The 21968-nt window shown below is 67.1% G+C and carries 23 protein-coding genes; 14 read left to right on the forward strand and 9 right to left on the reverse strand.

Translation table 11 applies throughout. The features are described from left to right. The 6 genes from J1N50_RS16505 to purE all read right to left on the reverse strand — a co-directional run. Window positions 1-1647: class I tRNA ligase family protein (locus J1N50_RS16505; protein ID WP_215355742.1), on the reverse strand; the 1647-nt coding region annotated here is incomplete at its 3' end. A gap of 69 nt (window positions 1648-1716) precedes the next feature. Beyond that, window positions 1717-2646, reverse strand: a complete 930-nt coding sequence (locus tag J1N50_RS16510; RefSeq protein WP_215355744.1) for a bifunctional riboflavin kinase/FAD synthetase — start codon at window positions 2644-2646, stop codon at window positions 1717-1719. A 169-nt stretch (window positions 2647-2815) separates the two neighbouring features. Further along, entirely contained in the window at window positions 2816-3997 is a 1182-nt protein-coding gene (locus J1N50_RS16515; protein WP_215355746.1) for a dipeptidase, read from the reverse strand. Continuing rightward, window positions 3994-4488 (reverse strand): dihydrofolate reductase, encoded by a 495-nt coding sequence (locus J1N50_RS16520; RefSeq protein ID WP_215355748.1) that lies wholly within the window; start codon window positions 4486-4488, stop codon window positions 3994-3996. The genes J1N50_RS16515 and J1N50_RS16520 overlap by 4 nt, the downstream gene beginning before the upstream one ends. Further along, on the reverse strand, window positions 4485-5570 hold the full coding sequence (locus J1N50_RS16525) for a 5-(carboxyamino)imidazole ribonucleotide synthase (RefSeq protein ID WP_246553689.1): 1086 nt from the start codon (window positions 5568-5570) through the stop codon (window positions 4485-4487). Before J1N50_RS16525 ends, J1N50_RS16520 begins: the two co-directional genes overlap by 4 nt. A 4-nt stretch (window positions 5571-5574) precedes the next feature. Beyond that, the gene (gene purE / locus J1N50_RS16530; RefSeq protein WP_343227908.1) at window positions 5575-6072 is read right to left on the reverse strand and encodes a 5-(carboxyamino)imidazole ribonucleotide mutase; all 498 of its coding nucleotides are present in this window, start codon (window positions 6070-6072) and stop codon (window positions 5575-5577) included. A gap of 255 nt (window positions 6073-6327) precedes the next feature. Here purE and J1N50_RS16535 point away from each other — a divergent pair, with 255 nt between their 5' ends. The 4 genes from J1N50_RS16535 (at window position 6328) to J1N50_RS16550 (ending at window position 8469) form a co-directional block, all read left to right on the forward strand. Further along, complete coding sequence (locus tag J1N50_RS16535) at window positions 6328-6903, forward strand: GGDEF domain-containing protein (RefSeq protein ID WP_246553690.1); 576 nt, start codon at window positions 6328-6330, stop codon at window positions 6901-6903. A gap of 62 nt (window positions 6904-6965) precedes the next feature. Further along, window positions 6966-7295: a hypothetical protein gene (locus J1N50_RS16540; protein WP_204992275.1), complete on the forward strand. Its 330-nt coding sequence runs from the start codon at window positions 6966-6968 to the stop codon at window positions 7293-7295. Window positions 7296-7327: 32 nt separating this feature from the next. Beyond that, complete coding sequence (locus J1N50_RS16545) at window positions 7328-7891, forward strand: hypothetical protein (protein ID WP_215355752.1); 564 nt, start codon at window positions 7328-7330, stop codon at window positions 7889-7891. Between the two features lie 119 nt (window positions 7892-8010). Beyond that, on the forward strand, window positions 8011-8469 hold the full coding sequence (locus tag J1N50_RS16550; protein WP_215355755.1) for a Dps family protein: 459 nt from the start codon (window positions 8011-8013) through the stop codon (window positions 8467-8469). Window positions 8470-8541: 72 nt separating this feature from the next. On the opposite strand, the gene J1N50_RS16555 is transcribed toward J1N50_RS16550, so the two are convergent. Beyond that, complete coding sequence (locus J1N50_RS16555; protein WP_215355756.1) at window positions 8542-9444, reverse strand: LysR family transcriptional regulator; 903 nt, start codon at window positions 9442-9444, stop codon at window positions 8542-8544. Window positions 9445-9563: 119 nt separating this feature from the next. Between J1N50_RS16555 and J1N50_RS16560 the strand changes: the two genes are divergently transcribed. The 8 genes from J1N50_RS16560 (at window position 9564) to J1N50_RS16595 (ending at window position 17793) form a co-directional block, all read left to right on the forward strand. Continuing rightward, window positions 9564-10328 carry an SDR family oxidoreductase gene (locus J1N50_RS16560; RefSeq protein ID WP_215355758.1) on the forward strand — a complete coding sequence of 255 codons (765 nt, stop codon included), beginning with the start codon at window positions 9564-9566 and terminating at the stop codon, window positions 10326-10328. Window positions 10329-10452: 124 nt separating this feature from the next. Then, window positions 10453-12228 (forward strand): DNA helicase RecQ, encoded by a 1776-nt coding sequence (recQ, locus tag J1N50_RS16565; RefSeq protein WP_215355761.1) that lies wholly within the window; start codon window positions 10453-10455, stop codon window positions 12226-12228. 15 nt (window positions 12229-12243) lie between these two features. Beyond that, window positions 12244-13296: an AraC family transcriptional regulator gene (locus tag J1N50_RS16570; RefSeq protein WP_215355763.1), complete on the forward strand. Its 1053-nt coding sequence runs from the start codon at window positions 12244-12246 to the stop codon at window positions 13294-13296. 135 nt (window positions 13297-13431) lie between these two features. Then, the gene (locus J1N50_RS16575) at window positions 13432-14244 is read left to right on the forward strand and encodes a sterol desaturase family protein (protein WP_246553692.1); all 813 of its coding nucleotides are present in this window, start codon (window positions 13432-13434) and stop codon (window positions 14242-14244) included. A 53-nt stretch (window positions 14245-14297) separates the two neighbouring features. Then, a complete protein-coding gene (locus J1N50_RS16580) occupies window positions 14298-14732 on the forward strand; it encodes a protein tyrosine phosphatase family protein (RefSeq protein ID WP_215355765.1) in 435 nt (144 codons plus the stop codon). Further along, entirely contained in the window at window positions 14729-15136 is a 408-nt protein-coding gene (locus J1N50_RS16585; protein ID WP_215355767.1) for a hypothetical protein, read from the forward strand. The genes J1N50_RS16580 and J1N50_RS16585 overlap by 4 nt, the downstream gene beginning before the upstream one ends. Then, window positions 15129-16043 carry a sterol desaturase family protein gene (locus tag J1N50_RS16590; protein ID WP_215355769.1) on the forward strand — a complete coding sequence of 305 codons (915 nt, stop codon included), beginning with the start codon at window positions 15129-15131 and terminating at the stop codon, window positions 16041-16043. The genes J1N50_RS16585 and J1N50_RS16590 overlap by 8 nt, the downstream gene beginning before the upstream one ends. A gap of 163 nt (window positions 16044-16206) precedes the next feature. Then, the gene (locus J1N50_RS16595) at window positions 16207-17793 is read left to right on the forward strand and encodes a GMC family oxidoreductase (protein ID WP_215355772.1); all 1587 of its coding nucleotides are present in this window, start codon (window positions 16207-16209) and stop codon (window positions 17791-17793) included. 71 nt (window positions 17794-17864) lie between these two features. Here the strand turns inward: J1N50_RS16595 and J1N50_RS16600 are convergent, their stop codons facing one another. Continuing rightward, window positions 17865-18407 carry a winged helix-turn-helix transcriptional regulator gene (locus J1N50_RS16600; RefSeq protein WP_215355774.1) on the reverse strand — a complete coding sequence of 181 codons (543 nt, stop codon included), beginning with the start codon at window positions 18405-18407 and terminating at the stop codon, window positions 17865-17867. 96 nt (window positions 18408-18503) lie between these two features. Between J1N50_RS16600 and J1N50_RS16605 the strand changes: the two genes are divergently transcribed. Beyond that, window positions 18504-18878: a VOC family protein gene (locus tag J1N50_RS16605; protein ID WP_215355776.1), complete on the forward strand. Its 375-nt coding sequence runs from the start codon at window positions 18504-18506 to the stop codon at window positions 18876-18878. After that, window positions 18875-19246 carry a hypothetical protein gene (locus J1N50_RS16610; RefSeq protein WP_215355779.1) on the forward strand — a complete coding sequence of 124 codons (372 nt, stop codon included), beginning with the start codon at window positions 18875-18877 and terminating at the stop codon, window positions 19244-19246. Before J1N50_RS16605 ends, J1N50_RS16610 begins: the two co-directional genes overlap by 4 nt. A gap of 233 nt (window positions 19247-19479) precedes the next feature. Here J1N50_RS16610 and J1N50_RS16615 read toward each other — a convergent pair whose 3' ends face one another. Continuing rightward, window positions 19480-21840, reverse strand: a complete 2361-nt coding sequence (locus tag J1N50_RS16615) for a TonB-dependent receptor (protein WP_215355781.1) — start codon at window positions 21838-21840, stop codon at window positions 19480-19482. Window positions 21841-21968: the final 128 nt, after the last annotated feature.

The raw sequence follows: 21968 nt of genomic DNA on the forward strand, positions 1-21968 counted from the left end.
GGCGGCGCGCGTCTGCGCGCCAGGGGAATCGACTGCACTGCCGGAGGTTTCTTGCGTCGCAGACGCGACGCGACCCTTCTCCCGGCCCTGCGGGCCACCGTGGTCAGAGTCACGTGCCTCTGACCACCCCGCAAGGGGAGAGGGGGTGAAGACCTTGTCCATCGGCACGAACCATTGCGGGGTGCAGCGATAGATGACCTTCGCCTTCGAGCGCCAGCTGTGCGGATAGCTGTGCTTATAGTCGGCCGACGCCGCGAGCAGCGCGCCGGCGTCGCGCAGGTCCGAACAGATCGGGCCGTCGGGGGCGTTGAACTTGGGGTTGATTACCGAGCCTTGGCCGCCGAGCCAGCCCCAGTCGGCGCGATATTTGCCGTCGCCCTCGACCGCGAAAACGGGGTCGATGCCGTTCGCCTTGCAGAGGTCGAAGTCGTCCTCGCCATGGTCGGGCGACATATGGACGAGCCCGGTGCCGCTGTCGGTAGTGACGAAATCGCCCGCGAGGAAGGGGCGCGGGCGCGCGAAGAAGCCGCCGAGCGCGTGCATTGGGTGGCGGGCGATGGTGCCGGCGAGGTCGGAGCCTCTTACTTCGGATTCCGGTCCAAAGTCTGGATCCCAAAGTTTACCGGTCATATCCAGACCGAACTCGTTGCGCCCGATTTCGTGTACTTGCCTTGTTACCCGAACGGCAAAATCCCGCGCCAAATCCTTTGCGACAAGATACAGGCGCTTGCCGTTTGTCAGAATGCCGAGTTGCTCCAAACGGGCAAGGAATGCATGACGTGTAACTTCGTCGGTGACAGGCACATCAACGATCGGTTCCAAGATTGCGTAGGTGATGTCAGGATTGAAGGCGAGCGCTTGGTTGACGGGAATCGTCCAGGGCGTGGTTGTCCAGATCACGGCGCTGATTGCAAAACCGCGCTTCGTCAAATCCGTCAATAATTCGGAATTGGGACTCTCGACGATCTCGAAACCAACATCGATCTGGGTCGAGACGATATCCTCATATTCGATCTCGGCCTCGGCGAGCGCGGTCTTTTCGACCGGCGACCACATCACGGGCTTGGCGCCGCGATAGAGCATGTCGTTCGCGGCGAATTTGAGCAGTTCGCGCACGATGGTGGCCTCGGCCTCATAATCCATCGTGAGGTACGGGTTGTCCCAGTCGCCGATCGCGCCGAGGCGCTTGATCTGCTCGCGCTGGACGTCGACCCAATGCTGGGCATAGGCGCGGCATTCGGCGCGGAATTCCTCGACCGGAACCTCGTCCTTGTTGAGCTTTTTCTTGCGATACTGCTCCTCGACCTTCCACTCGATCGGCAGGCCGTGGCAGTCCCAGCCGGGCACGAAGGGCGCGTCCTTGCCCTTCAGCGTCTGGGTGCGGACGACCATGTCCTTGAGGATGCGCTGCATCGCATGGCCGATGTGCATGTCGCCATTGGCGTAGGGCGGGCCGTCGTGGAGGATGAACTTGTCACGCCCGGCGCGGCTTTCGCGAATCTGTTTGTACAGCCCCTCGGCCTCCCATTTGGCGAGAATGCCGGGTTCCTTCTGCGGCAGCCCGGCCTTCATCGGGAAGTCGGTCTTGGGCAGGAAGACGGTGTCGCGGTAATCGCGGGCTTCGGGGGTGGGCGTGCTGTCGGTCATGGTGCGCGGCGCTTAGCGCAGATTTGCGTGGGAGCAAACCTCTGTCCCTCTCCCTAAATGGGAGAGGGATCAGATATCTGCCAGCAGCGCCTTCGCCTGTTCGCAATCCCTGGCGATCTGGGCCATCAGCGCGTCCATCCCGTCATATTTGGCCTCGGGGCGGATGAAGGCGTGGAAGGCGACGTCGATTTCCTGGCCGTAGAGATCCCCGGCGAAATCGAAAAAATGCGGTTCGAGCAATTCCTTGGGCGGGTCGAAGCTGGGACGGATGCCGAGGTTGGCGGCGCCTTTCAGGATACGGCCGTCGGGGAGGCGGCCGGTGACGGCGTAGATGCCGTAGCGCGGGCGGAGATATTGGCCCATGTCGAGGTTCGCGGTCGGGAAGCCGAGCAGGCGGCCGTTCTTGTCGCCGTGCTGGACGACATTGCGCACGGTGAAGGGACGGGTGAGGAGGCGCGCGGCGGTGTCGCAGTCGCCCGAGCGCAGCGCCTCGCGGATGCGGCTCGACGAGACGACCTCCTCGCTATCGTCGACGGGGGCGACCATCTCGGTGAAGAAGCCGAGGCGGCGGGCGTGGTCGGCGAGCGTCACGACATCGCCGCCGCGGCCCTTGCCGAAAGTGAAATCGGCGCCGGTGACGACGCCCGCCGCGCCGTAGCGACCCAGCAGCAGCGCGGTGATGAAATCCTCGGCGCTCGTCGCCGCGAGCGCGGCGTCGAAGGGGAGGACGAGCATCGCATCGGCGCCCGCCGCGGCGAACAATTCCTGCCGTTGGTCGAGCGTGGTGAGGCGGAAAGGGGCGACGTCGGGCTTGAAGAAGCGCACCGGATGCGGATCGAAAGTCGCGACGATCGCCGGGCGCCCCTCGTCCCTGGCATGGCGCACCGCGCGGCCGACGACCGCCTGATGCCCCGCGTGGAAGCCGTCGAAATTGCCGAGCGCGATGACGCCGCCGCGCAAGGGCTCGGGGATAGGGTGGTGGCCGTCGAGGCGGATCATAGACCTGCCTCTTTGTCCGCACGATGAGGGTCTGGCCCGAGATTACAAACACTGTGTGCCCCCGCGAAGGCGGGGACCCGTCTCTTTCCGGTTCCAATTTGCAACGGCCGGAGACGGACCCCCGCCTTCGCGGGGGAACACGGATTTCTCAAGGAAAGGGCTCGCAGCATCACGGGGCGGGCTGCGCCATCGGCGCGATCCCCGCGCGCAGCACCCGGATCGCATTGCCGCCCATCGCGGCGCGGATCTCGTCGTCGGTGAAGCCTGCGTCGATCAGCGCCTGTGTCACCTGCACCAGCTTCGACGTGTCGAAGCGGACGGTGGTGCCGCCGTCATAGTCGCTGCCGAGCGCGACATATCGGATGCCGACGAGGTCGCGGACATGCTTCATCGCCTTCGCGATGCTCGCGGGCGAGGTGTCGCAGATCGCGGCGTCCCAATAGCCGATACCGATCAACCCGCCGGTCGCGGCAACGCCCCTTATCTGCGCGTCGCTGAGGTTGCGGTTGACCTGGCACGTCGCCTGCACCCCGCCGTGGCTGGAGACGACGGGACGGCGCGCGATCTTCAATATATCGGCGACGCAGGTGCGACTGCAATGCGCGATATCGACGATCATGCCGAGCTCTTCCATCCGCGGCACGACCTTGCGGCCGAGCGGAGTCAGCCCGTATTTCCTGATGCCGTGCATCGAGCCCGCGACATCATTGTCGAAGAAATGCGCAAGCCCCGCCATGCGGAAGCCGGCCGCGTGCAGCCGGTCGAGGTTGCCGATATCGCCTTCGAGATCCTGCAGCCCCTCGATGCTGAGCATCGCGCCCACCGGACGCGCGTTGCCGACGCGTCCGGCGAGCAGCGCGTCGATATCGGCGGGGGCGGCGACAGCGCGGAGCGCCCCATCGGCGTCGGCAACCGCGCGATGCAGCTTTTCGGCATGCCAGAGCGAGCGTTCGAGGAGCGAGGTCCAGGTGCGCACAGGCTGGAGCTGGGCGATCGCGAGCGCCGTGATATTGTCGGTGTGGCCGCCGTTCGCGTCGTAATTCTGGCCCTTCGGCGTCTTGGTGACGCTCGAAAACACCTGCAGCGCGACATTGCCGTCTTCGAGCCGCGGCAGGTCGACATGGCCGCGGCCGGCGCGCGTCAGCAGGCTGCGCTGCCAGAGCAAGGTGTCGCTGTGGAGGTCGACGATGGTCAGCGTCTTGTGCAGCGCCCTGGCATGGTCGCTCACCGCGGCGAGCGGCTTGCCGTCGATCTTGTTGAGGCTGCGCTCGGTCATGCCGGGCGCGAGGCCGAAAAAGGCGCCCGCGGCGGCGATCAGCACGATCGCGAGGCCGAGGAACCAACGCTTCATCCGCGCTTCCGGGCGAGGGTGACGAAGGAGAAGGCCGGGCGGCCGTCGGCGGCGGGATGGTCCTCGCGCGCGATTTCCCGCCATTCGGGCGCGCCGGGCGCCGCGATCGACGCGTCGCCGGCGGGCGCGAGCGCGACTTCGGTGAGTTCGATACGGTCGGCGAGCGGCAGGAAGAGCTGGTAGATTTCGGCGCCGCCGATCACCATCACATGCGGCGCATTGGCCAGTTTCAGCGCTTCCTCGACCGTCGCGACGGGCTCGGCGCCCTCCTCCTGCCAGTCGGGATCGCGCGTCAGGACGATGTGACGGCGGCCCTCGAGGATCGCGGGCAGGCTGTCGAAGGTCTTGCGCCCCATGATCATCGGACGCCCCATGGTGAGCTGCTTGAAGCGGCGGAGGTCGGCGGGGAGGTGCCAGGGCATCTTGCCGTCGGCGCCGATCACCCCATTGGCGGCGCGCGCGAGGATCAGCGTGATTTCGGGGCGGTTCATGCGGGAGAGGCTCCGGGCGCTGCACCCGCCCATGTGGCGTGGCCGAGTTTGCGGCCGTCGCGGACTTCGGTCTTGCTGTAATGGTGGACGTGGCAATTCCCGTCGGCGAGCAGCGCCGGGATCGCGGCGATGTCGGCGCCGATCAGGTTGCGCATGACGACGGGAAGCTGGCGCGTTGCGGTGCTGCCGAGCGGCAGGCCTGCGATTGCGCGGATGTGATTTTCGAACTGGCTCGCGACCGCGCCCTCGATCGTCCAGTGGCCGCTGTTGTGGACGCGCGGCGCCATTTCGTTGAATACCGGCCCGGCGTCGGTGGCGAAGAACTCGCCGGTGAGCACGCCGACATAGTCGAGCGCCGCAGCGATCCCGGCCATCATCGCGCGCGCTTCGTCCTGCTGGTCCGCGACGACGGGCGGCGGCGGCAGGCTGGCGGTCGCGAGGATGCCGCCTTCATGGACGTTGACCGTCGAATCCCAATAGCGGATTTCGCCGTCGATGCCGCGAACGAGGATCACCGAAAATTCGTGCTCGAACGCGACGAAGCCTTCGAGGATCGCGGCGTGGCGGCCGATCGCCTCCCACGCCGCATCGGCGTCTTCGGTGGCGGCGAGGCGCGCCTGCCCCTTGCCGTCATAGCCCATGCGCACCGTCTTGAGGATCGCGGGCGCGCCGATCCCGCCCAGCGCCGTATCGAGTGCGGCGCGGTCGGGAACCGATGCGAAAGGCGCGGTGCGGCCGCCGAGCCCGGCGACAAATGTCTTTTCGGCAAGGCGATCCTGCGCGATTTCGAGCGCCTTTGCGCCCGGATGCACCGCGACATGGCCCGAGAGGAAGCGGACGGTGTCGACGGGGACATTCTCGAACTCGAAGGTCACGATGTCGCAGGCAGCGGCGAAGGCGGCGAGGCGCGATTCGTCGTCCCATGCCGCCTGGCTGTGGTGCGCGGCGACCTCGGCGGCGACGCTTTCGGCGTCGGGGGCATAGATGTGGACCTTGAAGCCGAGCTGCGCCGCCGCGACCGCGAGCATCCGCCCGAGCTGGCCGCCGCCCAAGATGCCGATCGTCGAGCCGGGAGATAGCAAGGGCTCAGCCCTCGCGAACCGGCGTCGGAGCGACGCTGTCGGTCTGCCTTGCGCGCCAGTCTTCAAGTTTTTGTGCCAGTTCGGAGCATTCATTGGCGAGCAGCGATACTGCGAACAGGCCCGCGTTGGTCGCCCCCGCCTTGCCGATCGCAAAGGTCGCGACGGGGATGCCGCCGGGCATCTGGACGATCGAATAGAGGCTGTCGACGCCGCTGAGCGCCGCCGACTGGACGGGCACGCCGAGAACGGGCACGCGGGTCATCGAGGCGACCATGCCGGGCAGGTGCGCGGCGCCCCCGGCGCCCGCGATGATCGCCTTCAAACCGCGCCCGGCTGCGCTTTTGGCATAGTCGACGAGGCGGTCGGGGGTGCGGTGCGCCGAGACGATCCGCACCTCGTGCGCGATGCCGAATTCCTCGAGCATCTGGACCGCGTGCGCCATCGTCGGCCAGTCCGACTGGCTCCCCATGACCACCCCCACCTGCGGCGTGCTGTCGCTCACAAGAGCCCTCCGAATCCCGATCCTGCTATCCCCCTAGAGTCTGTCCGCCGCGCTGGCAACGCCATCCAAATGCCATGGGCGGCGTTTACCGATTGGTATCCACTCGGGGGCTAGGGTCACGCTTGCATATCGTGTCGGCATCGTGCCGGCGGACCAGAGGGTATGTGTCGGGGATAGGGAATGGATATCGCAGGGGGGGCACGGATAGCGGTCGACCGGACCGGCTTCGCATCCGTTGACTCCATCGAGGATCAGTTGCGCGAATTGCGCAGGGAACGCGACGCGTTGCGCCGCGAGAACCGCATCCTGAAGATTGCGGTCGCCGAGCTCGAACGCGTGTCGGAACGCGACACGCTGACCCCGCTGTTCAATCGCCGCTATTTCCTGACCGCGATCCACCAGCGCCTCGCGCGCTTCGAGCGCCATGCCGAAAGCGCGGCGGTGGTGTTCATCGACGTCAACCAGCTCAAATATATCAACGACAGTTTCGGCCATGCGGCAGGCGACTTCGCGCTGCTCCAGATCGCGACGCGGCTCGATGAATCGATCCGCGCGACCGACGTCGCGGCGCGGATCGGCGGCGACGAATTCGGCCTGATCCTCGACCAGTCGACCGAAGAGGGCGCGCGCGTGCAGGTGAACCGCCTGCGCCATGTGCTGAGCGCCGAGCCCGCGATCTATGACGGGCACGTGATCCAGCTGTCGGCCTGTTTCGGGGTCGCGATGCTGGAGGCGGGGGCGACCGAGTCCGAGATTCTCGCCGCCGCCGACCGCGACATGTACCGCAGCAAACAGTCGCAGGACGCCGATTCTCCGGTACGCCACCGCTAACCGCCGGTTAACCATTGGGGCGCATCCTCTGTCCCGGGAAATGTGGGGAACGGGGGCGGACGATGGCTATCCAGACCGACCATTATCAGGAAATCCAGGACCGTATCGGCGGACAGATCGGCGCGCTTGCCGAGGCGTTGCCGCATTGCGCGCTCGCGCAGATCGTGCAGGGGGTCGACGATATTCGCTGCCTTGCGCGCGACAATGGCTTTGCTGCCGTCGAGATGCTGGCGAGCCGGCTGGAATCGGCGGTCGCGGGCGGCGGCTATCGCGCCGCGATCCTGACCTATCTCGACGCGATGAGCGATGCGGTGCTGGCGCCGCGCGGGCCGCTGCCCGCCGCCGCCCAGGAAGCCTGGCTCGCGTCGGTGGCGATGCGGCTCGGGCATTGACGCGCCGCGCCTGACGGCGCAGGCGGTTTGTCATGGACGCGATCATGCTCGCCCTCGTCGCCGTGGCGCTCGCCAATGCCGACGGGCGGACGGGACTTCTCCTTTCGGACCTGCTTGCCGCACGAAACGACCGGCGGCGTGTCGTCGCCATCGCATTTGGCGCGTTCATCGCCAATGCCCTGATCGCCGCGATCGCGGGCGCGGCGCTGAACCGGATGGTCGGGCAGGGGATCGTTGCGGTGCTGATCGCCTTTGCAACGCTGAGCGCGGCGGCCGCGCTGCTGTGGCGCGGGCGGCTCGGCCCGTCGGCGGACGAGCTTGCCCCAACGGCGCCCTCGGTGCTGCTGGTGCGGATGCTGACGCTGCAATTCGGCAACCGCAGCCATTTCCTGATCGGCGCGCTCGCCGCGACGAGCGGCGCGGGGCTGTGGGCGGCCGCGGGCGGGCTGGTCGGTTGGATAATGGCGTTGCTCCCCTTCCTTGCCTTCGGACCGGCGCTCGCGGCGCAGCGGCCGGTGCAAGCCCTGCGCTATGCCGGCGCGGCGATCCTGGCCCTGTGGGGCGTTCGCGCGGGGATGGCTGCTTTCGGTTTGTAGAAGAAGCATCCGGTTGCAGACATGTTCATCGGTTTTTCCGATGAAAGCCACCAAAAGGTTCAATGGGAAAATGCCTGTTCGCGGCCCTACATCGACGGGGTCAACGAAAGGAACATCCCATGCCCGAGAACCATAACCAGCCCGCCGTCGCCGATGCGCTCAACGCGCTGCTCGCCGACAGCTTTGCGCTCTATCTCAAGACCAAAAATTATCACTGGCACGTTCAGGGGCCGCACTTCCGCGAACTTCACCTGTTGTTCGACGAACAGGCGACGCAGATCCTTGGCACCACCGACCTGATCGCCGAACGCGTGCGCAAGAATGGCGCCGCGACGCTGCGCTCGATCGGCGACGTGTCGCGCCGCCAGTCGATCAGGGACGACGATGCCGCGGGGGTGACCGCCGATGCGATGGTCACAACGCTCGCCGAGGACAACCGGACGCTGCTTGCCCAGCTCAAGGATGTGAAGGCGGCCGCCGAGGCCGACGGCGATATCGCGACGAGCGGACTGGTCGACGCCTGGGCCGACGAGACGCAGCAGCGGATCTGGTTCCTCGAGGCCACGGCGGGCTATTGAGGCCGGCTATGGTCGTTCGCGATCGGGTGGAGGCGGTCCGCTTCACATGACAACTCGCCACCCCAGAACGGTCTAGGCCGCATCCCAATAGGGCGGGTCGCCGAACGCGTCTTTCAGATGGTCGCGCAGCGCGCGCAGTTTTGCCGACGGGTCGCGGCCCTGCGAATGCGCCATATAGATCCATTCCTCGTCGGGGGGGATGGCGAGCGGGATGGCGACGAGCGTGCCTGCCTTGATCGCCGGGCCTGCGATGAAGGCGGGGAGCATCGCGATGCCGAGGCCCGCCGCCACCGCGTCGCGGATCATGTCGCCGTTGTTGACGCCCAGCGCCTGGCGAGCCTGGATCGCAATCGGGCCATCCGCGGTGCGAAAGTGCCAGTCGGCGACGCCGCGATTGGTGTAGAAGATGCCGCGGTGGTCGCCGAGATCGTCGAGGCTCTGCGGCGTGCCATGCTCCGCCAGATAGGCCGCCGACGCGGTCAGGATCCGGCGGCTTTTGGCGAGCTTCCAGACGATGAGGCGCGTGTCGTCGATCACCCCCTGGCGGATGATCGCGTCATGGCCGCTCGACGCGACGTCGATGCGGCGGTCGTCGAGGTCGAGCGTCATCTGGATTTCGGGATGGGCTTTGAGGAACGGATAGAGCGCGGGGCCGAGGTGCATATGGCCGAAGGTGACGGGCGCGGCGATGCGCAGCGGGCCCGCGAGCGTGCCGCGGCGTTCGGCGATGGCGGCGGCGGCTTCGGTGACGTCGCGGGTGATCCGCTGCGCCCGCGGCAGGAAGGCGGCGCCGTCCTCGGTGAGGCTCAGCCTGCGGGTGGTGCGATGGAGGAGGGCGCTGCCGAGCGAGCGTTCGAGTTCGGCGAGGCGTTCGCTCACCACCGATTTCGACAGGCGGAGCTGGCGCGCGGCGCCGCTGATCGAGCCATGCTCGACCGTTGCGACGAATGCGGCGATGCCTTCGATGCGGATCATTGTTCGGATATTCCGAATTATAGAATCAAGTTTTGCCGTCTATTTCGAACGCGGGGCAAAGTCCACTTTCTCCTCATCGACCACGGGCATCGGGCCCGCCGCCGAACAGGAGAAAAGTCATGAACCGTTTGCAGAACAAGGTTGCGATCGTCACCGGCGCCAGCTCGGGGATCGGCCGCGAGACCGCGAAACTTTTCGCCGCCGAGGGCGCGAGCGTCGTCGTCGGCGCGCGCCGCCAGGCCGAACTCGACACGCTGGTCGCCGAAATCATCGCCGCGGGCGGCGAGGCCGTCGCGGTCGCCGGCGATGTCCGCAGCGAAGCCTTTCACGAAGCGCTGGTCGCTGCGGCGGTGAAGAATTTCGGCCGGCTCGACATCGGTTTCAACAATGCCGGCGTCTTCGGCGAGGCGGGGCCCAGCACCGACGTGTCGGAAGCGGGCTTCAACGATGCGCTGCAGGTGAACCTCACCGGCTCCTTCCTCGCCGCGAAGCACCAGATCGCCGAGATGGTGAAGCATGGCGGCGGGTCGGTGATCTTCACCTCGACCTTCGTCGGCTACAGCTTTTCCTTCCCCGGCAGCGCCGCCTACTCGGCGAGCAAGTCGGGGCTGATCGGGCTGACGCAGGCGCTCGCCGCCGAGTTCGGTCCGCAGAATGTCCGCGTCAATTCGGTGCTCCCCGGCGGGGTCGCGACCGACATGTTCGAGGCGGTCAACGACAGCGCCGAGAAGCAGGATTTCGTGACGGGCCTGCACGCGCTGAAACGCGTCGGCCAGCCGAACGAGATCGCGAAGGCCGTGCTCTTCCTCGCGTCCGACGATGCGAGCTTCGTCACCGGCACCGCATCGCTGGTCGATGGCGGGGCGTCGATCACGCGCAGCTGATCGGTCGCCCGGCGACCCGAGAGGGCGGGGCCTGCGGGCCTTGCCCTTTTCTCTTTTTTCTCTTTGCGATCGGACGGGTTTGGGACTTCCCCCGCCCCGTGACTTTGCCTATCGCGACCCGGCAATGCCCGCCGACGCTCTCCTCCCGTTGCTCAAATCCACCTTCGGTTTCGACGCGTTCCGCGGCCGTCAGGCCGAGGTCGTCGAGCGCGTGATGGCGGGCGAGCGGACGCTGGCGGTGATGCCGACGGGGGCGGGCAAGTCGCTGACCTATCAGCTTCCCGCGGTTGCGCTCGACGGCTGCGTCGTCGTCGTGTCGCCGCTGATCGCGCTGATGCACGACCAGCTGCGCGGCGCGCGCGCGGCGGGGATTCGCGCGGCGAGCCTGACGAGCGTCGATGCCGATTTCGCCGACACGCGGCAGGCCTATCGCGACGGCGAGCTCGACCTGCTCTATATCGCGCCCGAGCGCGCGACGGGTGACGGGTTCCGGTCGTTGATGGAGGCGCGCCGTCCGGCGCTGTTCGCGATCGACGAGGCGCATTGCGTCAGCGAATGGGGACATGATTTCCGGCCCGATTACCGCTTGCTGCGGCCGCTGCTCGACGCCTTTCCCGATGTGCCGCGGCTGGCGCTGACCGCGACCGCCGACAAGCACACGCGCGAGGATATCCTCGTCCAGCTCGGCATTCCGGGCGACGGGCTGGTGCTCGCGGGGTTCGACCGGCCGAATATCCGCTATCGGGTGGGTCCGAGAATCAGCCCGGCGAAGCAGCTCGCCGACTTCATTGCCGCCAATCCGGGGCCGGGGATCGTCTATTGCCCGACGCGCGACGGGACCGAAAGGATGGCGGGGAAGCTCGCCGCCGCGACGGGACGCAGCGTCGCGGCCTATCACGCCGGGCTCGACCCCGAACGGCGCGCGCGGGTGCAGCAGGAGTTCGTCGCGTCGGAGGACGGCATCGTCACCGCGACGGTCGCCTTCGGCATGGGGATCGACAAGCCCGACGTGCGCTTCGTCGCCCACGCCGGGCTGCCGAAGTCGATCGAAAGCTATTATCAGGAAACCGGCCGCGCGGGCCGCGACGGCGACCCGGCGGAGGCGCTGATGCTGTGGGGCGCCGAGGATTTCGCGCGCGCACGGATGCGGCTGGGCGAGCTGCCCGAGGCGCGTATCGCGGGCGAACGCGCGAGGCTCAACGCGCTCGCCGCGCTGGTCGAGACGGTCGAATGCCGCCGCGCGCTGCTGCTGCGGCATTTCGGCGAGAATCCGCCCGAACGCTGCGGCAATTGCGACACCTGCCTCGACCCGCCGAGCCAGGTCGATGCGACGGTGCTGGCGCAGAAATTGCTGAGCGCGGTCTATCGCACCGGGCAAAGCTATGGCGCGGGGCATGTCGAGGCCGTGCTGACGGGCCGCGCCGACGAGCGCATCGCGAGCCGCGGCCATGACAAGCTCTCGGTCTTCGGGATCGTCGCGGGCGAGGAGGCGCGGCTGATCAAGCCGCTCGTCCGCACCCTCGTCGCGCGCGAGGCGCTCGAGACGACCGAGCATGGCGGGTTGATGTTCGGGCCTGCGGGGCGCGCGGTGATGAAGGGCGAGGTGCCGGTGCTGATCGCCGAGCCACCGGCGCCGCGCCTGACCCGGACCTCGCGCGGCGACCGCGCGGCAGCGAACCCGGTCGGCGATCCGCTGTTCGACGCGCTGCGCGCGACGCGGCGCGAGCTGGCGACCGAGGCGGGGGTGCCGCCCTATGTGATCTTCCACGACGCGGTGCTGCGCGCGATGGCGAGCGAGCGGCCCGCGACGCGGAGCGCGCTCGGCGCGATTCCGGGGGTCGGCGCGAAGAAGCTCGAAGCGTGGGGCGACGCTTTCCTGTCGGTGATCCGCCAGTTTTGAGCTAGCAGGGCGCGCATGGGGGCGCTCGACCTTATCGACCCGATGATTCGCGGCGGCGCGACGGTGCTGTTCCTGTTGTGGATCGCGATCCTGTGGCGCGACCATCGCGCGGTGCCTGCGGCGCGGGTGGCGATCGCCATGAACGGAACCATCATCGCCTACCTGCTGGCGCGCGTCCTGCATCCCGGCGGCGCGACGCTTTTTCCCTATGTGATCGCCGATGCGCTGTCGGTGATGGTGCCCGCGCTGTTCTGGCTTTTCGCGCGGCTGTGGTTCGACGACCGGCGGCGGATCGGCTGGCAAAGCTGGGCGCTCGTCGCGGCGTTCGGCGTGTTGCCGCTGATCCAGGTCGTGCTGATCGCCGCGACGGGCGATTTCAGCCCGGCGATCTGGATCCTCGTGCGCGTCGGCATGTTCGCCTTTGCGATCGCCGGCATGTGGATCGCGTGGCGCGGGCGCGCGAACGATCTGATCGAGGCGCGGCGCAGCTTCCGCCTCGGCGTTGTCGGAGCGATCGGCGGTTTCGTGATCTGGGTGAGCTTCATCGAGATGTTCCACAATCGCGACATGAGCCACGATCTGGCGCGGACATTGACCCTGGCCGCGATCCTGATCGCGACCTTCATCGTCTCGGTCGGCCTCTATCGCTTCCGATCGGCCGAACTGTTCGCGGTGCCCGACGCGGGGGCGACGCCGGCCGCGCGGCCCGCCGAGCCTTCGGCGCTCGCGCGGCGGCTTCGCGTCGTGATGGCCGAGGAGCGCGCCTATCGCGCCGAGGGGTTCAGCATCGCGGCGCTCGCGGCGCGGCTCGGCGAGCCCGAATACCGCGTGCGGCGTGCGATCAACGGCGAGATGGGGCACCGCAACTTCACCGCTTTCCTCAACAGCTTCCGCCTCGACGAGGTGCGTGCGGCGCTCGCCGATCCGGCGCAGCGCGAGGTGCCGATCCTGACGATCGCGCTCGACGCGGGCTTTGGCTCACTGGGTCCGTTCAACCGCGCCTTTCGCGACGCCGAGGGTATGACGCCGAGCGAATATCGCTCGGCTGCCTTGAAGATGCTTCTCTGACGGGAGGCGCGGGCCGGCGCCGCCAGCAATCACGCCTCGCCGATTCCGGAATCGGCTAGCCGATTTTCGACTGTGCGGGGCTGGCGCCGCGCAGAACTGCTTCATGCCGGTCATCCACCGACAAAGGACGACGCCATGATCGATTCCATTCCTCCCCTCGCTATCCTGCTGAAACAGGGCCCGGCGATGTTCGCCTTCGATTTCGGCCGCTATCTCGTCGCCGCGAGCGTCACCAGCGCGGTCGTCTGGGGGCTGCGCCGGTCGGGCATCGCCGCACGCAAGATCCAGGCGCGCGAGGCGAGTGCCGCCGACAAGCGCCGCGAGTTCCTGCAATCGCTGCAAACGGTCGGCGTCTATCTGTTCGTCGCGCTGTTCATCGTCTGGGGCGTCGATGCGGGGGTGCTGCACCGCTTTCAGGGGAGCTACGGCTTCTGGGGCGACGCGGCGCTGCTCGGTGCGATCGTCGTTGCGCACGACGCCTATTTCTATTGGGTCCACCGCGCGATGCATCATCCGAAGCTGTTCAAATATTTCCACCGCGCGCATCACCGCTCGATCACACCGACGCCGTGGGCCGCCTACAGCTTCGCGATCCCCGAGGCGTTCGTGATGATTTTGTTCGTGCCGATCTGGCTCTTCTTCGTCGCGACGCCGGTGTGGGTGATGTTCCTGTGGATCAACTTCCAGATCATCCGCAACGCGATGGGCCATGCCGGGTTCGAGCTGCACCCGCGCTGGTGGCTGTCGACGCCGGCGACGCGCTGGATCAACACGACGACGCATCACGACCTGCATCACAGCGGCGGCTTCAACACCAATTACGGCCTCTATTTCACCTGGTGGGACAAATGGATGGGGACCGAGCATCCCAAATATGCCGAGCGCTTTCACGAGGTCGTGTCGCGCCCGCCGGTGCGCGCCGCAGACGGGGCGAAGGCAGCCGCCTGACCGCGTTCCTTTCCGGCTTGTCAGCAAGCGGGCGGGGGGAGTAGATCGCTGGCATGAGCGATTTCAGACCCCTGTCCGCCGGCTTCAGTGTCGCCCCGCAAATCTCGATCGAGGATGTTGCCGAGGCCAAGGCGCAGGGCTTTGCGATGATCGTCAACAACCGTCCCGACGGCGAGGAGCCCTCGGCGCCGCAGGGCGGTGACATCGCCCACGCCGCGGCGGCCGAGGGGATCGCCTATGCCGCGATCCCGATCGGCCATTCGGGGTTCAGCCATGCGCAGATCGATGCGCTGGACAAGCTGCTGGGCGACGCGACGGGCCCGATCCTGGCCTATTGCCGGTCGGGCACGCGCTCGACGCATCTGTGGGCCCTGACGCAGGCGCGCGGCGGCGCGGAAGTCGGCGCGATCGTCGACGCGGCTGCTAAGGCGGGCTATGACCTCGCCGGGCTGCGGCCGATGCTGGACGCGCTGGCAGGCGGGAAGTGACGGCGACCGACCTGATCCAGACCGGCGCGTCGCTGGTCGCGGTGCTGTTTATCGCCTGGCTGGTCGGGCGGATGGGGCTGGGCGCCGACCCGCGGATCGAGGATGCGGCGCATGCGATCCGCCTCGCCGAGGAAGCCGAGGCGGGGTTTCGCGGCACCGAGGTCGCGCGCGACCGCGCGGGTTTCGCGGCGATCGTGCGCAACGCCGAAGGGCGAATGATGCTGGTGCGCGCGCACGGCAATCATTTCGCGGCGCGCCCGGTCGACGCGGCGACGGTCGGGCGGCTCGACAAGGATTTTCTGACGCTGACGCTGCCCGAGAAGACCTTCGGCGCCGTGACGCTGCAATTGGGCAAGGATGCGGGGATGTGGGCCAGCCGGATGCGCGAGTTGAGGCATGGATAAGCTGCCCGATCCGGTCACCTACGCGATCCCGGCCTTCATCCTGCTGCTGATCGCCGAGATGGTCGTCGCGCTGCGCCGCGACCGCAGCCGGTACGAGGCGCGCGACACGCTGACCTCGCTGCTGCTCGGCACCGGGAGTCAGGTAGCGAGCGCGCTCGTCGGCGGCATGGTCGTCGCGATGGCGGTGTGGCTGCACCAGTACCGCCTGTTCGACATCGGGATCGACTTCCAGACATGGTGGTGGGCGTGGATCCTCTGCTTCTTCCTCGACGACCTCGCCTATTATGTGTTCCATCGCAGTGCGCACCGCGTGCGCTGGTTCTGGGCGAGTCATGTCATCCACCACAGCTCGCAGCATTATAACCTGTCGACCGCGCTGCGGCAGACCTGGACGGGCTTCATCAGCCTGGGCTTCCTGTTCCGCCTGCCGCTGTTCCTGATCGGCTTTCCGCCCGCGATGGTCTTCTTCTGCGCGGGGCTGAACCTCATCTACCAGTTCTGGATTCATACCGAGGCGATCGGGCGGATGCCGAAATGGTTCGAGGCGGTGATGAACACGCCGTCGCACCACCGCGTCCATCATGGCGTGAACCCGCGCTATCTCGACGCCAATTATGCGGGGGTCTTCATCATCTGGGACCGGATGTTCGGCAGCTTCGTCGCCGAACGCGACGACGAGCCGGTGCGCTATGGCATCGTCAAGCAGCTCGGCAGCTTCAACATCCTGTGGGCGGCGGTCCACGAATGGGTCGGAATCGCGAAAGACGTCTGGCACGCGCCGTGGCGGCACAAGCTCTCCTATATGTGGCGCGAGCCCGGCTGGAGCCACGACGGCAGCCGCGCGACGAGCGCGATGATCAAGGAACGCTGGGCGGCGGGGCGGCCGGTCGAGGAACCGGCGGAGTAGGCATGTCGTCGACCCCGCGAAGGCGGTGGCCGCTGGATGGGGAGTGCAAGGCCGGCTGCGGCCGCCGCCTTCGCGGGGCGACGGTATAGGTCTTGCTTCGCAACTTAATGACATTCATGTAAGCACCCGGGCGACCGCGACAGGCGGCGCGAGGGAGAGTCGCATGGATCAGTTCGACATCATCGTCATCGGCGGCGGCAGCGCGGGGAGTGCGGCGGCGGGACGGCTCGCCGAGGATGGCACGCGCACCGTCTGTCTGGTCGAGGCGGGCGGGCGCAACGATACGGTGCGGGTCAAGACGCCGGGCTTCATGCCCTTCATCCCCAAATCGTCGAACTATCAATATGAGACGGTCCCGCAGCGGGGGCTGAACGGACGCATCGGATACCAGCCGCGCGGGCGCGGGCTCGGCGGGTCGAGCGCGATCAACGCGATGGTCTATATCCGCGGCCATGCCTTCGATTACGACCAGTGGGCGGCGCTTGGCGCGACCGGGTGGAGCTATGCCGAGGTACTTCCTTATTTCAAACGCGCCGAGGGCAACGAGCGCGGGGCCGACGATTTTCACGGGAGCGATGGTCCGCTCAACGTCATGGACCAGCGCTGGCCCAATGTGACGAGCAAGCGCTTCGTCGAGAGCGCGGCGGCGCTGCAACTGCCGCGGACGGCCGATTTCAATGGCGCAAACCAAGAGGGCTTCGGCCTCTATCAGGTGACGCAGAAGGCGGGCGAGCGCTGGTCGGCGGCGCGCGCCTATGTCGAGCCGCTGCGTGATAAGGCCAATTTCGCGGTGCGCACCGGGGCGCTGGTCGAGAAGATCGTCGTCGAGGACGGCCGCGCGACCGGCGTGGTGATCCGGCGCGGGTCGAAGCGCGAGACGCTGCGCGCACGCGGCGGGGTGATCCTGTCGGCGGGGGCGTTCAACAGCCCGCAGATATTGATGCTGTCGGGGATCGGGCCCGCGGCGCATCTCAAGGACAAGGGGATCGACGTGGTAGCCGACCGCGCGGCGGTGGGCGCCGACCTGCAGGACCATATCGACTATGTGTCGAGCTGGGAGACGCGCTCGACCGATCCGCTCGGCGACAGCCTGGCCGGCACATGGCGGATGGTGAAGGCGATCTTCGAGCATCGCACGCGGCGCACCGGGATCATGACGACCTGCTTTGCCGAGGCGGGCGGCTTCTGGAAATCGCGCCCCGACCTGCCCGCGCCCGACGTGCAATATCATTTCGTCCCCGCGATGCTCGAGGATCACGGGCGGACGAAGGTGAAGGGGCACGGCTTTTCGGTCCATGCCTGCGTGCTGCGTCCCGAGAGCCGCGGGTCGGTGACGCTCGCGTCGGCCGATGCGGCGGCGGCGCCGGTGATCGATCCGGCTTTCCTGACCGACGAGCGCGACATGGCGACCCTGCGGGCGGGCGTACGAATGATGCACCGCATCGTCGCCGCGCCGCCGCTTTCGGACTATTCCGGCGTGGACCGGCATCCGGTGAATATCGATGACGATGCCGCGCTCGACGCGCTCATTCGCAGCCGCGCCGACACCGTGTATCATCCTGTGGGGACATGCCGGATGGGGAGCGATGCCGATGCGGTGGTCGATCCGACGCTGAAGCTGAACGGAATCGAGGGGCTGTGGGTCGCCGACGCGAGCGTCATGCCGCGGCTGGTTTCGGGCAACACCAATGCGCCGAGCATCATGATCGGCGAGCGTGCGGCCGACTTCGTGAAGGCGGCGCTGGCTTGAGTGACCCCCGGCGAAAGCCGGGGCCCAGAAACTTTACGCAATCATCGATGGGCCCCGGCTTTCGCCGAGGTTCACGCTGCACAGGCAGCGGCGAGCAGCGCGCCGCTCTTCGTCAGATCGTAGCGGCTTGCCGGCGGGCGCAGGTCGAGGATCTCGCGCGTCACCAGCCCATGCTTGCCGAGCGCAGTCAGCCCCTGCGACAGCGCGCGGGGGGTCGCGGGCGCGAGGAGGCGCGCGAGCGCATTGAAGCGGTCGTGTCCTGCGCCGATCCCGGCGACGAGCGGCAGGCCCCAGCGCGTCGCGGCGCCCGGCGGGAGGCCGATCGCGTCCTGCGCCGCGGCGATCGTCGCGGCGCGCGCGGCCGCGGTCTTGCCCCTTTCGGTGAGGATATATTCGGGGCGGAGCGGATGGCCGTGGCCGGGATTGCGCTGCACCCAGCCGACCGTCGCGGCGGCGTCGAGCGTGCGCGCCAGGCTGTCGCGCGACAACCCGAGGCGGTGGACGAGCTCGACGAAGCGCGCGCCCTTGTGCGCCGCGAGGTCGGCGAGCAGCGGGACCAGCCAGCGATGGCTTCCAAGCTGGGCGAGCAGGGGATCGGGCTTGCTTGACCGCATTTACAACTAACTATACAAACCAGACTATAGAGGCAAGCGATATGGCGGAGGCGATTCTCCGGTCGGCGCGCGGCCTCGGTAAAAGGAGGGAATGACATGGCGCTTCAGATCGGATCCGAACTCACCTGTTCGATGGGCGTCACGAGCATCGATGCGTCGATTGCGTGGTACGAGCGGGTGATGCTGTGCAGGCTGCTCTACCGCGCCGACGAGATCGGCTGGTGCGAGCTGGCGACGCCGATGCCGGGGGTGAACATCGGCCTCAGCCAGGTCGAGGCGGTGACGCAGGGCGGCGGTGCGACCAATGTTTTCGAGGTCGCCGATATCGCGGCGGCGAAAGCGCATCTCGATTCCGAGGGCGTGCGGCAGGATGGGGATATCCAGCACATCCCGGGGCTCGTGAAACTGCTCACCTTTTACGATCCCGACGGCAATGCCTTCATGTTCTCGCAATCGGAGATGAATGCGTGATCGCGCTGTGGTGGGCGGCGGCGCTGCTCGCCCCTGCCGCGCCTGCCGAAGCGCCGTCGCTTGCCTCCCGTCCGAGCATCGCCGGAGCGCCGTCGGTTCGATATTCCGCCGCAGCAAATTATGCCGTGGATGCGACGGGCCGCGTGCGCGGGAAATGGATCGACAGCCATGGCCGCACCCGGCCCGTCGCAGGCGGCGTTTCGGGGGCAACTTGGTGGACGCACTGGGACATCGCCGACGTCGAGATCGGCCGCTCGACCTACGTCCTCGGAGAAGGCCGAATAGTGACCGTCAGCGATTCGGTGCTGCAGGACGATGGAAGTTGGCGGGCCTTTGCCGTGCTGCGCTATCGCCGCACAAACCGCTGAAAACATGGGTTGCGGGGCACCATGAATGTTGCGCACAAAAAAAGAGGGCCGGGACTTTCGTCCCGGCCCAGCCTTTCAGGCTCTCCCCTCCTGAAACTGTTGACGCAATGAATGCCATATTAATGTCATGTTGGGAAGGCTAAAATTGCGGCACCCGCGCCTAAAAATTGTGCAGTCTTTTGTGCGGTTTCGGGAGCGGATTTTCGCTTGCGAAAGCCCGCTCCCTTTGCCGTTCAGAAGGTCTTGCGCGCGGTGATCCCGAAGGTACGCGGCTGGCCGACCGAATAGCCGAGCCGCGCACGACCGCCGCGCTCGCGATCGAACGAGAGCAGCGCATTCTCGTCGAACACATTGTTGATGTACGCGATCAGCGACAGGCCGTTGTCGAAGTCGACCCCTGCGCTGAGGTTGACGAGCTGATAGTCGGGCAGTTTGAGGTCGACCGTCGTCGATGCGTTCGCCGGCGCCCCGCCGAAGGGCAGCCCGTGGACGAAGGTGCGCGGGTTGTTTTCCTGGTCCGCCGGCTGCGTGTAGCGCGTCCCGACGTGCTGGAACGACGCCGCGACATAGGCCTTCGCGGTGTCGGAGACCGGGAATTCATAGCTGCCCGAGGCCGAGAGCTGGAACTTCGGCACCGACGGCAGGCGGTTGCCGTTGCGGATCCCGGTCGCGGTCGTCAGCGCGCCGGGCAGGGTGGTGTCGAATTCGGCCTCGATGATGCTGCCCGACAGGTTGAGGTCGAGCCCGTCGGCCGGCTGGACGCCGAGTTCGAATTCGAGGCCCATCGAATGCGCCTTCGGCACGTTGAACACGATGCGCGACGAACAGCTCCCGGCATCGAGCGTGACCTGCAGATTCTTGATGTCGTTGTAGAAGCCCGCGGCGTTGAAGGTGAAGCCGCGGCCGCCCGACTTCACGCCGAGTTCGTAGTTCCACAGGCTTTCGTCGTCATAGCTCTGGAAGCCGCCGAACAGCGCCGCGTCGGCGGGCGAGCAGAGCGGCAGGTTGAGCGGGTCGTTGACGCCGCCGAGGCGGAAGCCCTTCGACGCCTGCGCGTTGACCGTGACATTGTCGGCGACGTCGTACGACAGCAGGAAGCGCGGGGTGAAGCCGTCCGACTTGGTGCTGTCGGTGCGGCGGTCGCCGTTGGCGAACAGGCCGCCCGAGGTGAAGCTGCGCGTTTCCTTGAAGTCGTAATAGCGGCCGCCCGCGGTCGCGGTCAGCGCGTCGGTGATGTCGTAGCTGACTTCGCCGAAGATCGCGAACTGCTTGATGTCATAGGGCAGGTCGGCGTTGTACGGCGAATTGGCCGGGAAGCCGTTCGCCACCGCCGCGGAGGTGCCGGCGCCGAGCGTCGCGTCGGTGAAGGCGTCGTAGCCCGGAGTGGGCAGGCGCTGCATATAGACGCGGTCGATCTTCGAATAGAAGCCGCCGACCACCCACTGGAACGGGCTGTCATTGTCCGACGCCAGCCGGACTTCCTGCGTCCAGGTTTCGAGGTCGGTCGTGTCGACGAGGTTCGACGGCAGCAGCACCGCGGCGTCGGGGAAGCCGAGGTCGACCGACACCGAACCGGTCAGCGCGCTCGCGTCGCGGCTGACGAGAATGTCGCGGTTGATATAGCTTGTCACCGAGGTGAGCTTCGCCCCGCCGAGGCCGACGTCGATCTTGAGGTCGGCGAGGAAGGTTTCGTCCTCGAACGCCTCGCGCAGCAACAGATATTGCTCGCGCTCGTCGAAGGTCACCTGCGGCCGGGTCGTGGTGAACTGATTGGCATAGAGATTGTAGATCTCCTGCCGGTTGAAGCCGTCGGCCTTGACCTTCTGATAGACGATGCGCGGGGTGATCGAGAAATTGTCGCTGGGCTCCAGCGTCAGCGCAAGGCGGCCGCCATAGCGTTCGCCGCTGTTGACGTCCTTCTTGCCTGCCGGGCCGATCGCATCGATGAAGCCGCCGTAGCGGGTGTAATAGCCGACCGCGCGCAGCGCCGCCTTGTCGCCCATCGGAATATTGATCGCGCCCTTCAGGTGCCCGCCGAGATCGTCGCCGTCGACGAGGTTGAGATTGCCCTCGATCGCGCCTTCGACCGTGCCGAGCTTTGGCTGGTTGGTGATGTAGCGGATCGTGCCGCCGACCGAGCCCGAACCGAAGAGCGTGCCCTGCGGGCCGCGCAGCGTTTCGACGCGGTTCAGATCGAACAGGTCGAGGTCGGGAGTGAAGAGCGAGAGCGAGATCACGCTTTCGTCGAGATAGACGCCGACCTGTTCCTTGACGCCCGGCTGGTCGCGCACGACCTGCCCCGCCGAAACGCCGCGGACCGAAACCTGGCTCTGCCCCGGGCCGAGGTTCTGGACCGACAGACCCGCGACATTGCGCGACAGATCCTCGAGCGTGACCGCGCCCGATTTCTGGATGTCCTCGGCGGTCTGCGCGTTGATCGAGAAGGGAATGTCCTGAATGCTCGTGTCGCGCTTGGTCGCGGTCACGATGATGTCGTTGCCATAGGTTTCGGTGGGCGTCTCTTGCGCCGCCGCATTGGTCGTGATGGCGAGCGCGAGCGTCGAAAGCCCCGCCAGCAGGGTCGTGCGAACCATGATGTCCTCCCAGTTGCTTTCCGCGGGGCTATGTTGCCCCGGCGTGCGACGATGCTGCGCTTTTGCGGAGTCCAAGGCAATGGGGCACGAATCGGGCGCCCAAAATGGCCGGAGACTGTTGCATCCCG

Origin of the sequence: Sphingopyxis soli (genome assembly GCF_018682675.1) — a bacterium.
Taxonomy (GTDB): domain Bacteria; phylum Pseudomonadota; class Alphaproteobacteria; order Sphingomonadales; family Sphingomonadaceae; genus Sphingopyxis; species Sphingopyxis soli.